This is a genomic window from Candidatus Babeliales bacterium (assembly GCA_035288105.1).
Lineage (GTDB): Bacteria > Babelota > Babeliae > Babelales > Vermiphilaceae > SOIL31.
The window spans coordinates 1-12143 of sequence record DATEAY010000085.1 but is presented as its reverse complement, the minus strand read 5'-3'; the positions used below and the strand labels follow the sequence as shown (position 1 = coordinate 12143).

The following is a 12143-nucleotide window of genomic DNA, read 5'->3' as shown; positions in this document are numbered from 1 at the left end:
GTATGCAAAAACAAGAATGCAGTGGCTAAAATACGAGCACGGATATCATACATAAAATCTTTTATGGTATCTCTTTTTTCTTGAGCTATTATTTTACGTAATAACATGATTTTTGATTTTTCAGTTAAATCGTTATTGGTGATTATACTGATGATTGCCTCATTGGATTCTGACTGGGCAATCGCTTGCTGCTCAAGCCATTGTGCAATTTTTTGTGCTTGTGAGTTATTTTGGTTGCGTAGATCTTGTGCAAAATTTAGAATGATTGTCTTTTTGCTTTGGATATCACTAAAAAATGCACCAGTACTCAGCTGTACACTAAGAGCGAGTATGACGGCGATTGATAGTTTTTTTGAAAAAATCATAACAAGACCTCCGTTTATTATATACGAAAAGTTCTAAAATGAAGTGCGACTCCAACCCATGTATAATAATGGGTACTAACAAACAGGAGTCGCCTCATGGAAGAAAAGTACTTTCTCTATTATTAACATTACCAAAAGCAATTAAATCTGTCAAAAGGGCTATGGATGGGTGTTTTTGGAGTAAAAATATAGTGAAGGAGGCTGCTTGAGATGAAAGGTTTAATAATTAAGACTTTATGATCGAGCGAAAGTTAATAGCTTTGAATAATCTCCACGATCAGCAAGTTGTAATGCTTCAATATATTGTTTGCGTATAGGAGTAGCCTTGGTTAAGTCTTGATGCATTCCCCAAGTAAATCTACTACCACCTTGCTTTACAATGAAAATATCAGCCATTAATCGTGCATGCCTGCCGTTACCATTGGCAAACGCATGTATAAAAACTAAGCGATGGTGAAATCTTATTGCAATCTCGTCTTTAGAGTACGCATTGTGATCCAATTGATAACTAATATCATCGCACAACTCGTGAAGCTTCATGGGTATTTGTGCCCAATAAACACCTATATTCTTTCCTGAAGTACGGAATTCACCAGCCCATTCCCAAGTCTTATTAAACATGCGCTTGTGCAGCTTCTTGATGAATGTAAGCGAGAGAATGTCTTTTTGCTTAAAAGCCCAAGGCTCAGCCTCAATGATATTCTTTTCTTCCCAAGCGTTTAGTTCTTCTTGGGTAGTGATGTGTTTTGGTATTAACCCAGCAAGTTCACCCGGTTCTAACGGTGTTGATCCTGGTGGATAATTAAACTTCATCATTGTTCCATAAATTCTTAGGATCGCTTTGCAATAGTTCTTTGACCAAATCATCTTCTTGTTGCTGTAGCTGCTTTTGATTCAACCCTTGCTGCTCTAATTTCATCGAATGGTTTATTGCTTTAACTCGTTTTCTAGCAACAAGTCGTGCTTGCTTCTCAAGTGTCTTATCAAGCGACTCTATTGGTACAAGACAATAAATAAGCTTGCAATCCAAGGCTTTAGCTACTTGTTCAAGGGTTTCTAGACTAATAGAGCCCTTCTTTTCGCGTTGTTCCATCAGGGTAACATTTGCTCTATTACAATTTAATCGTTTTGCCAGCACAGAACTGGACATCCCTAAAGCATCACGAATTGTTCTTATCCATCCCTTCGGAGGAATGGGTTTTTGAGCAAGCATTAGAAAATCATTCAGGCTTTCTTGAACCTGTTTGCGCATTAATTTTTTGAATCCATCAGTCATATTTTCATCCCTTTTGGTTATTTATAGATTACTATATTTTATAAAAATAGTAACTTATAACTAACCAAAATGTCTATAAATTGTTATTTATAGCTTACTATTTTTAGCCATAATAGCATTTAAAAATAATTATAAACGGATGGAAATAATGGAAAATGGGATAGGACGTAAAAAAGGGTGATTCGTAATGAATCACCCGATTCAATCAAAAAATATAGCGCGCTTAATCATTCAACAAGTTCAGGATGAGCGCGCTACTTATATGCTTTATGGACATGTGGACTTCGTAGCTCGTTAGAGCGAACTAGGCTTTAATTTGTTTTGTCTTCAATTTTTACGTCTTAACAAAGTTATATCATCATCTTCAACCGTCTTTTCTTTTTTAAATCCCATTTTTTGATAAAGATGTAACGCTGGAGCATTGTTTTTGTAACATGCTAATTGAATATAAGGCATATCGTTGAATTCTTCTATAGCCGTTGAAAGTAAAAGCGCTCCGTATTCTTTGTTACGAAAATTATCTTCAACTGCTAATTCTTCTATGGATCCATGACGTCCTATTTTTTGGTAACGGATGTAACCAGCTAGTTTTTCATTTTCTAGCAATACTTTTATGGTGCATCTTGGATTCTTATAACAGCTTTCCAAAATGGATTGATAAAGAGAAGAATCATCATCCGGAGAAAGCATGTGATGATTTTTATTAAATATATCTATTATTGGTTGTGTATCACGCGCAGGATCAAAATCACATATTTGTGATGTATATGCGAATGCATTTAAAAAGATAATTAAGCTTGATGCGCTTAATAAAAATAATTTTCTAAAATTAAACACAATAAACATCTTTTTCTTTATAAGTTTACTATTATTCACTATAAGACCTCCGTTTATTGCATAGTTTTTCTATCACTATTAATATTACCAAATGTAATTAAATATGTCAAAAGGGCTGTGGGACGCTGTTTTTTGGGTCAAAGCATAGCAACTTATGCTGCTAGAGGTTATTTAGACGCAAAAAAGGGTGATCCTTGCGAATCACCCTAAATATCTGTAAGTCCATTTTTTTGTTTTTCTTTAACCGGGTGCCCGGCCGAAGAGAAACGTAGGCTGGGCTAACTTAAAATGCTGGCCCTGAGTATGGTAATAATGCCATAACACGGGATTTTCTAATTTCTTGTGAAATTACACGTTGGTGACGTGCGCATGCACCAGAAATACGAGAAGGTAATATTTTACCACGCTCTGTCAAAAACCCTTTGAGGAATGTAGCATTTTTGTAATCAATTCCGTACACTTGCTCTTTATCAGAACAGAAGCGACACATTTTAGAACGATTACCGTTGCCACGACGCGAGCGTTTCTTAACCAAACGTGCGCTGATTTTTAGTTTAATTTTTTTTGTCATGATAATAATCCTTTTGCTTTATTGGGGTCCCCATGCGTAGAGAAACGGAGTATGGGGTTAAAATTAATCTTCGTCAATATCATCTCTGTCATCTGCAGAGAAGAATCCAGGCATTTTATTTTCTCTAGAGAATCCTTCAGCTTCACGCGCTGGCGCTTCTTCAAGAGAACGCGGGCGCTGGTAGGTAAGTGGATGTTTTGGATCAAGAACTGAAATCATATCGCGCATGACAACATTGTTAAGTTTTACTTTAAGCAAATGTTTCATGTCTTCAAGAATAGTTGTAGCTTGTGGAATTTCGAAACGTGTAAGGAAGAAAACACCGTAATCACTTTTATTGATTTCGTATGCTAATTTATATTTTCCCCAACGTTCAAAAGAAATGACGGAACCTGTGCCAGCTTTGACAACTTTATCAAGCTGAGTTTCAAGGTGTTTTACTTCGTCACCGGTAATTTCCGGCACGGTAAGCAATAATGCCTCGTATTGTCGCAACATATGTGAACCTTTATGTGATTGGAAGTTAATTATATAACTATAAAGCTAGCAGAGCTGCTTTATTGAGTTTAAACTGGCTTGCGCCTGTAAAACCCTCTACAAACGATAATAGCAGAAACCCTGTAAAATACTAGGATAACTGCTATTAATAGTCTCTATTTGATAGTTTTATGCAAATTTTTGGCTGCGTTGGATAACACGACCAATTATTCTGAAGTGATCTTTACCACGAACCAACGCTATAGGAGGTTGTTTGTGGTTGACTGATTCAAGAACAATAAAGTCTTCAGTATAGGTAACTTGCATCACTGCTTTAGTTGGAGTATCGTTGCCAAATTCAACAGCAGCGATATCACCTGAACGTGTCCACACTTCTGGAGAAACGATTAAGTAATCACCTTTTACAAATGTTGGTGCCATTGCGTTGTTTTCAACACATAGAGCAAACATTGCATTATCAGCTGAGTTGAATACAGGAACAAACACATCTTTGTAACCGGTTGTAACTTGCATTAATTGGTTGTTATAAGGAGATGGGTTTGATGGAACTTCTCCAACAACAGGAACTACTTTAACTTGTAATTCAAGGTCAGATTGCTCTGGCATGCTGACATTTTTATCAATGTCATCAGTGCGTTGGCGGTGTTCAGCGAATAAATCAATTGGGCTGATTTCGAATGCTTGGGATAATTTTCTTAATGAATCTTCGTTCCAGCGACGAGTGCCATTTTTAATATGAGTGAGGTAACTTTCAGACATACCAGTTTTTTCTGCTAAAATCTTAGTTGTCCAGCCTTTTTCTCTTAAAAGTTCTTTTACGCGTAATTGAGTTGAAATTGAAATCATCTTAGATATCTCCTTCGAATGTGGTTATACTTATGGTACAATTGAACTACTGAATTATTTCTAATTGTACTCATCCTAGCAACTTTGTCAAATGGAAATGAAAATTTATGGTCAAAATGAGACAAACAGGCAATATAAAAAAGAATTCCTTTGAGCATGATGCCTGGCAACAGCAGACAGTCGTGGTAGGTATTGATGAAGTTGGCAGGGGTTGCTTTGCTGGTCCAGTGGTAGCTGCGGCGGTTATTTTGCCGCTCAACAAGACCAATCGGATGCTTAAAGATTCCAAAATTATGACTGCCGAGGAACGAAACCTCGCTTTTGCATGGATTAAGAGCCGCTGTGCGTATGGTATTGGCATTGTTCATCACCGTACCATAGACCAGCGGAATATTTGGCAGTCGACGCTCATTGCTATGAAAAAAGCCCTTATACATGCACTTGAGACCACATCTGTCCGACCATCGGCAATTCTTATTGATGCTATGCCATTAGATCTCTCTGGTACGCATTTTCATGATATTCCTGTCTATTATTTTCCCAAAGGCGAGACTAAATCTAGTTCTATTGCTGCAGCATCTATTGTTGCTAAAGTTACCAGGGATGCCATGATGGAGTTGTATGATGTGGCAATTCCTGGTTATGCATGGTCAGATAACAGAGGCTATGGTACTCCTGCGCATAAAAGAGCAATTAAGAATCATGATTATTCTTTTATCCATCGGGTAAGCTTTTTGACTAAGTTGTTACAAGAAGGCGAAAAAAAAGAAGAACAGTTGGATATGTTCTCTAACCCTTCGATACACTCCTCTTCGTTAGGAAACTTAGGCGAGCACTCAGGGCGAGTGGAATTGGAATCTTTACGTGAAGATTCGGAGCTCGCTGATTTATTTTTTTCCGCTCGTCCTGAGTGTTCTCCGTAGCTTTGCGCAGGAGAATGTATCGAAGGATGGCGGATTGAAATAAAGCGCTTGACCCTTCAACAAGTTCAGGGTGAGCTCAGCAAATCTTGAACTTGTCAAAGGTAAATAGTAATGAAGCAGGAGAAGTACTTTGCCGAAGTGATTGAAAGTTCATTAACAAGTTGGCTCGCGCAAAGTTGGTCATGGGACACATTCCCTGAGTTTGGTTCATTTGTTGCTATCGAGGGCAAAAAACGAACAGTTTTTGGTATTGTGCATCAAGTTCAAACAGGCTCAATGGATCCCGTTCGCTATCCATTCCCGTATCAAAAGACCGAAGAAGAGTTACTCAAAGAACAGCCGCAAATATTTGAATTTCTGAAAACAACATTTTCGTGTATAACTATTGGCTACCAAGAAAAAAAATCCATATCGTATCTTATTGCTCCAGAACCACCTAAAATTCATTCTTTTATTACTCGTCCTGATGCAGAATTAAGTAAGACTTTTTTTGCCAGTACGCGGTATCTTCATCTACTTTTTACACATTCAGCACAGATTTTTAATATTGATGAGTTAATGTTAGCGTTGCTCAAGCAATATATAGAGCTCAACATTCTCACTCAAGAAAAACTTAATTCATTTATGCAGACCTATTCATTGTTGATTGGCAACGACTATCGTCGCATTAAATTATTTTTGCAGCGTGCTGAGCATATGCTCGGGAACAGGCAAGAGTTACTGTAGTGCTTTTCCTTGTTATTTGCTAAAAAGATTGCCTTTTATAGCTTAAATTGAGCATATAATGAGGTTAGGTCTTGTTCAACACAATGAGGTGAAATGATGAGAAGATGTAATAATTTTTTTTTCTTAATCACATTTTGTACTCATTATACAATAACAAATACCAGTCAACCATGCATTGCCATTGACGTGAATAAAGCTTTATTTACCTTCCAAGAACCATGGAGAATTTTAAGCTATAAAGATCGCAATAAAATTGAAAAAAAAATTGTTTTTCTGGAGGACAATGCTCAACAGAGGTTTGTTCTTAAATGTTATAGCAAAGAGCAAATAGAAGAAGCAATTTGCGAAGACCTTGGATCATTTATCGGTGTATCAGTGGGGGTTCCTGTTCACAAAGTACAGATGATAGAGGGAGGCCCACTTTTAGCTGAGATAAATAATGGTACTTCTTTGGCGACATTGCACACCGAAGTACCAGGAAAAGAATTGTGCAAATGGTTTGAGTCGCCACCGAATGATATTATTTTAAAAGGTGGTTTGATATCGGAAAAGCATCTGAAATGTTTAGTATTGAGTGATGATTTATGTGATCTCATGGCGCTTGATATTTTTTTGAACAACAGGGATAGGCATTGTGAGAATTGTTTTTTTGACGAAGCTGCTATGCGTTACTATGGAATCGATATGGGTGATGTGTTTCTTGCTGGTCAAAGACTTCCTAACGAGGAAAAGGCTTTGTCTGTTGAAGCATATATATCATTAGCGGAAATTATTTTTACGAGAAAACCATTGGCTGTAAATGTATATAATTTTTTGAAGACAGTAATGGCAGCAGATCTTTCTGTTGAACAAGTGAGGGCACTCAAGCGTGTGCAACGCACATTGCACATACTTTTACACCTTTATCCGGCAGAAGTAGTTTTTGGTTTGTGGATGCTCAAAGCGGAAGCTATCGATTATACATATACAGAATATAAAAAAATATATCTAAGAACACTTCTTCATTATAACACGTACTGGGTCCAACGGGTTGTTGATATGATTAGTCAACTTACTACATAGATAAAATCTGAGGTTTTTGTTATATTGTGTATACATTTTTTATGCACGATAGGACATTATGTTTAGTTTTATTAAAAATAAACTACAAAAAATATTTAGTACCGTTACGTCAAAATTAGGTTCATTTTTTAGCAAAAATACAATTGATGATGCTGCGCTCAAAGAATTAGAAATTCTTCTTATCTCCAGCGATGTTGGTGTTGGAACAACAAAATCAATCATCGCTGAGCTAAAAAAACAGATTGATTCTGGGCTCAATAGTGGTACACAACTTAAAGAGTCTATGCACTCTATCCTTTTACATATTCTTACGCGTAACGAAACTCCAGATTACAAAAACCAAAAAGTATTTTTATTTGTTGGTATCAATGGCAGTGGGAAAACAACAAGTATTGGCAAACTTGCTCATATGTATACACAACAAGGTAAAAAAGTACTACTTGTTGCAGCGGATACATTCCGTGCAGCTGCGTCAGAACAATTAGTGCAATGGGCGTTAAAATCTAAAGCTGATATTTTATGTGGTAAAGATGGTCAAGACCCGGCATCATTGGTGTTTCAAGGTTGTGAAAAATTTAAAAACGAACGGTACGATATTTTGATTATTGATACTGCAGGTAGATTGCAAACAAAAGTAAATTTGATGCATGAGCTTGCAAAAATAAAGCGTGCTGTTGAAAAACAACTTTCTGGTGAGCGTGTCACTACGCTTTTAACCATCGATGCAATGCTTGGGCAAAATTCATTTGAACAAGCGAAGCTTTTTAAAGAGAGTACGGATGTGACCGGTATTATTTTAACCAAAATGGATGGTACCGGAAAAGGTGGTATTGTGTTTGCTATTGCTCAAGAGCTTGGTATACCCGTTGCGTTTTTAACGTTTGGTGAACAATTTGACCAGATTAAAGTTTTTAATGCTGATGAATATGTTACTGAGCTGTTGGGATAAATTTATTATCAAAAATGTGAAAAAAAGAGTATTGCTAAAAGGCAATGCTCTTTTTTTGTTTAAAAATATTTATGTTATTTTTGAGTAGTTGCTTTTTTTAGAGGAGTTTTAAGGTATGAAGCATGCAATAAAGTTGACGATAATGTTACTTACTATTTTTGTTTACGGTTGGGTTTATGGTGAGGGATTTGTAGCGGGTACTCTTGTTAAAATTCCTGGTGGTTATGTTGCAATAGAAAACTTGTGTGTTGGAGATCGTGTTATTTGTCTTGATAATGCAAAAAGAACTGTTGAAGGTTTGGTAACATACACTGGTAAGAAAATTGTTCATCGTTATGCATGTATCCAGATTGGTAATGAATGTATAAATGTTGCTTGTGATCAACAATTTTACAGCGCACAAGATAGCTTATTAATTCCTGTTTCATCTATAGGAAACAGGAATATCTTATCAATACAAAAAACCAAAATTTATTCAATAAAGTTTATAGAAGAGTCGATTAATGTTTATTTACTAGGTGTTGCAGAGTATCACAATTTTTTTGTTACATGTTCAGATATTTGTGCGCACAATTTTATTCCAGCAGCTATTGTAGGAATATCGTTGTTGTTTGGTTCGGGTACGATAGAAATAGCGGGAGTTAGTTTTGGTATTGCTGGATTGGGAACATATTTTGGGTATAAATGGCACAAGAAGAATAAACAAAAGCATGATTTTGTTGTAGATTCAATGCTTTTTGACAAACAGGGAGAATCAAAAGATATTTACAATACTGATGATGCGCAAGCACCAGGAAAACCAACGGAAAATGATGGTTTTCATCCGCCTAAAAAATGGGATGGCAAGAAGGTGAAAAATCCTAATGGTCATGGTGTAGGTTGGCCTGATGCCAAAGGGCATGTGTGGATTCCTACTGGTCCAAAGGCACATAGAGGACCTCATTGGGATGTTCAAGATCCTAAAACTGGACGACATCGAAATGTTTTGCCTGGAGGGCGTGTTTGTTGAATTTAAGAAGGAAAATATGAGTAAAAATATTGCTTTATTATGTAGATCGGTTTGGTATTACTCGAGGACAGATGAAGACTTATTTTTTGAATGGATCTCAAAAATTCCATCAATAATAAAGTTTGATGGAGTAGGAGATGAGCTTTATTTATATTTTGATACTAATAAAATCTCTGATGAAGATTTAAGAGAATTATTGGCCATTTTTTTTCGATACAAAATTAATATGAAACAACTTGCAGTTTTTTTAAACAAAAAAAATCAGGCATGGTTTTTTGAGAATCACAAGGCTTATTGGCATAGACGTGTTTTTGGTATCCAAAAGAAACTATGAACACAAAAATGGTTTTAATATGTTCACCTTTGCGATTTTATACGGATAATGATGAAGATTTATGTTTTCAATGGATGAAAAAAAACAAATCCATTAAAGAGATAAAGGGTGTTGGTAGAGAATTACATTTGATTATTAAATCAAACAAAATACCAAACAAGGACTTATTAGATTTAATGGGGTTATTTGATAGATATAAGTTTGATAGTAAGCAACTTAAAGCTTTTATAAATGAAACAAATGAGGATTTACTTGGGAATTATTTCAAAGTATACCCTCGTCGAGAACCAGAAGTTCTTCTCAATGATGAGTTGTTACTTGAATGTACACCTTTGTGGTTTTACACAAAAAATGACGGAAATCTGATGTTTCGCTTAATGGACAAAATAAAGTGCATTCGGACTTCATATGGGATCGGACAAGTTATTTATCTTGTGATTGATTTGAAAAAAATATCAAAAAAATATTTGGAAGATTTAAAAACATTGTTTGTACGCTATAAATTTGATGAAGGACAGCTTAAGGGGTTTATCTCGTTAATTAGGATCAGAGCGCTTAATCCTTCAACCCTCCTTCGCATAAAGCTTCGGAGGACACGGCAAGTTCAGGATGAGCGCTAGGATAAAAGACAAACTTTTATTGCGCACTTTCAACAGCCACAACATATGCTGCCAGCGAATCAGGAATACTTAATTTTAATGCTGCAAGTGTTTGCATATTAACAAAAACCTTTTCACTTTCCGTAGTCAAAATAGGTAACTCATACGGTTTTCTATTATTAACAAGCAATTGTTGTGCAACAAAGCCTGCTTGCACGCCACTTTCATAATAATCAACACCGCGTGCCATGAGTGGACCATGTTTGACGAGCATATTATCACTCACAATCAATGGTTTTTCTGCTTTACGCGCTAAATCTGCTATTAAAGCGATAGTATTTGCAACTGAGTTATCTGTTGGCGCAATTAATGCATCAACTTTACGCAGTGCGCTCATTACTGCCGGTTCTATGTCAGATTCAGATGCTATTCCCACGGTAATTGGCGTGTATCCTATGCGTTCTAATTCCGTGGTCATTATTTTTGACATAGCAACTGAATTGATTTCAGCAGAGCTAAAGATTACTCCAACCGTTTTAATGTTTGGTAATAATGCATGCATTGCTTCAATTTCTGCACGAACATTAATCATATCACTCACACCGCATACATTGGGTTGATCAAAACTGATGCCTAATTCTGGTGATACTGTAACTGCAGCAATAATAATTGGTTTTTCTTTTTCGACTGATGCAACGGCTTGTGCAGCTGGTGTTGCGATTGCATAGATTGCGTTAATATCTTGGCGTGCGTGGAATTGTTGTGCAATAGCATAAATATTGCTGATTGAACCTTCACCATTACGGATAACAAAATCAACATCATAGGATAAGTTTTTTTGCAGTGTTGCTACAAATCCATCACGTGCTGCATCGAGGGCTGGATGAGAAGCCGTTTGCAATATTGCGATAGTCCATTTTTTGTTGCTTTTGGTGCGTCGGAAAGGTTTTTTTATGAGTAGAATACTGAGTGTGATAATTGTAATAATGCTAAAGAGAACAAGAGAGCGATTGTTTTTCACAATAATCCTTTTACGGCAAGTCATGATAGAGATAGTTAAAAATCCTCAGCTTTTACACTGAGGATTTTCTATAATATAGCAGATTATGTAATTCCGTGCACATTATTCATTGAGTGAAAAAGTCATACTTACCGGGTTATGGTCACTTGTTTTTTCGCTCATAGTGTCGAATGTTTTATAGAGGATCACGTTAAATTTGTCTTTGGGTTTAATGACAATGTAATCGCATTCGATTAGTTGTTTGGTAGATCCTCTTTCATGGGTAACTTCAGGACCTTCGACTTTATTGGCTACTGTTTTTGCATGAGTAAAGCCATTTTCTGTAAGGATCTTTTTCATGTCCTTGTTGAACTCTGTGTTAAAATCACCCATTAAAATCACTGGCCTATTTCCACATTCTTTGGTGATATCTTTAGCGATGAGCTTTGCTTGCATTGTTCGTACGTCTTCATATTTATGATCAAGGTGAGTGTTGTAAACATAAAACTCTTTACCTGTTGCTAATTCTTTAAAGCGAGCTCTAACGCAAATTCTTGGGAGGTAAGAGCCTTCACCATTAATCCCAAAGGTTTTTGCTTCCTTGAGTTCCATTTTTTCTTGATTATAAAAAATGGGGCAATATTCATCTTGTGCAAAAAAACTAGTTAATCGGAGCCAAGCAGATAGCCCTTTAATATGAGAATTTCTTTTTTCCCCTACATATCCATAATTAGGCAAAGCATCTTTAATGGAATTTAATTGATTATTAGCATCGATAACTTCTTGTAGACAGCAAATATCTGATTTCATTTCTTTAATAAGCTCGATTACACCAGCTTTTCTTAATTCCCATTTGTTTTTGTTACCATGTGTTACGTTAAAGCTGGAAGCCGTCGAATCGGCTTTTGCAGGGGAAAATTGTGTGCTAATTTGGAGTAATAGGGCGATCAATAGGTACTTTTTCATAAAAACGTCCTTACTTTTTTAATTGTTTACTTCTATCAGTATATATAAGAGCCCATCCCTAAACTAGAAAAAAGCCTTTAGAAAAAGTAAAATCTCCTTAAGAAACAACCGAAAATTGATTCAAAAGGAGATTTACACATGTGCCATACTAAAAATTGTTATGAAATTTGCATAAACAAAGC

16 protein-coding genes are annotated in these 12143 nt (G+C 36.1%); 7 read left to right on the top strand and 9 right to left on the bottom strand.

The features are described from left to right. The 7 genes from VJJ26_05205 to VJJ26_05175 all read right to left on the bottom strand — a co-directional run. The coding region (locus VJJ26_05205) for a hypothetical protein (GenBank protein HLC07547.1) at positions 1–365 on the bottom strand (365 nt) is incomplete at its 3' end. Positions 366–599: 234 nt separating this feature from the next. After that, positions 600–1178 (bottom strand): mobile mystery protein B, encoded by a 579-nt coding sequence (locus tag VJJ26_05200; GenBank protein HLC07546.1) that lies wholly within the window; start codon positions 1176–1178, stop codon positions 600–602. Next, positions 1168–1641: a mobile mystery protein A gene (locus VJJ26_05195; GenBank protein ID HLC07545.1), complete on the bottom strand. Its 474-nt coding sequence runs from the start codon at positions 1639–1641 to the stop codon at positions 1168–1170. Before VJJ26_05195 ends, VJJ26_05200 begins: the two co-directional genes overlap by 11 nt. 327 nt (positions 1642–1968) lie before the next feature. Next, complete coding sequence (locus VJJ26_05190; GenBank protein ID HLC07544.1) at positions 1969–2517, bottom strand: GNAT family N-acetyltransferase; 549 nt, start codon at positions 2515–2517, stop codon at positions 1969–1971. A gap of 244 nt (positions 2518–2761) precedes the next feature. After that, entirely contained in the window at positions 2762–3049 is a 288-nt protein-coding gene (gene rpsR / locus VJJ26_05185; protein ID HLC07543.1) for a 30S ribosomal protein S18, read from the bottom strand. Between the two features lie 63 nt (positions 3050–3112). Continuing rightward, positions 3113–3547, bottom strand: coding sequence for a 30S ribosomal protein S6 (gene rpsF / locus VJJ26_05180; GenBank protein ID HLC07542.1), 435 nt, complete (start codon positions 3545–3547; stop codon positions 3113–3115). Between the two features lie 168 nt (positions 3548–3715). Further along, positions 3716–4393 carry an XRE family transcriptional regulator gene (locus tag VJJ26_05175; protein ID HLC07541.1) on the bottom strand — a complete coding sequence of 226 codons (678 nt, stop codon included), beginning with the start codon at positions 4391–4393 and terminating at the stop codon, positions 3716–3718. 107 nt (positions 4394–4500) lie between these two features. Between VJJ26_05175 and VJJ26_05170 the strand changes: the two genes are divergently transcribed. From VJJ26_05170 to VJJ26_05140, 7 genes are all read left to right on the top strand, one after another. After that, a complete protein-coding gene (locus VJJ26_05170; protein HLC07540.1) occupies positions 4501–5316 on the top strand; it encodes a ribonuclease HII in 816 nt (271 codons plus the stop codon). Between the two features lie 111 nt (positions 5317–5427). Then, complete coding sequence (locus tag VJJ26_05165) at positions 5428–6042, top strand: hypothetical protein (GenBank protein HLC07539.1); 615 nt, start codon at positions 5428–5430, stop codon at positions 6040–6042. A gap of 93 nt (positions 6043–6135) precedes the next feature. Next, entirely contained in the window at positions 6136–7104 is a 969-nt protein-coding gene (locus tag VJJ26_05160) for a hypothetical protein (GenBank protein ID HLC07538.1), read from the top strand. A gap of 58 nt (positions 7105–7162) precedes the next feature. Beyond that, complete coding sequence (gene ftsY / locus VJJ26_05155) at positions 7163–8053, top strand: signal recognition particle-docking protein FtsY (GenBank protein HLC07537.1); 891 nt, start codon at positions 7163–7165, stop codon at positions 8051–8053. A 115-nt stretch (positions 8054–8168) separates the two neighbouring features. After that, positions 8169–9062 carry a polymorphic toxin type 37 domain-containing protein gene (locus VJJ26_05150; protein ID HLC07536.1) on the top strand — a complete coding sequence of 298 codons (894 nt, stop codon included), beginning with the start codon at positions 8169–8171 and terminating at the stop codon, positions 9060–9062. Between the two features lie 16 nt (positions 9063–9078). Beyond that, a complete protein-coding gene (locus tag VJJ26_05145; protein ID HLC07535.1) occupies positions 9079–9396 on the top strand; it encodes a hypothetical protein in 318 nt (105 codons plus the stop codon). Continuing rightward, complete coding sequence (locus VJJ26_05140) at positions 9393–10016, top strand: hypothetical protein (protein ID HLC07534.1); 624 nt, start codon at positions 9393–9395, stop codon at positions 10014–10016. Before VJJ26_05145 ends, VJJ26_05140 begins: the two co-directional genes overlap by 4 nt. Positions 10017–10032: 16 nt before the next feature. Here VJJ26_05140 and VJJ26_05135 read toward each other — a convergent pair whose 3' ends face one another. Together VJJ26_05135 and VJJ26_05130 are read right to left on the bottom strand one after the other, a co-directional pair. Then, the gene (locus tag VJJ26_05135; GenBank protein ID HLC07533.1) at positions 10033–11016 is read right to left on the bottom strand and encodes an ABC transporter substrate-binding protein; all 984 of its coding nucleotides are present in this window, start codon (positions 11014–11016) and stop codon (positions 10033–10035) included. A gap of 102 nt (positions 11017–11118) precedes the next feature. Further along, on the bottom strand, positions 11119–11961 hold the full coding sequence (locus tag VJJ26_05130; protein ID HLC07532.1) for an endonuclease/exonuclease/phosphatase family protein: 843 nt from the start codon (positions 11959–11961) through the stop codon (positions 11119–11121). Between the last annotated feature and the right edge of the window lie 182 nt (positions 11962–12143).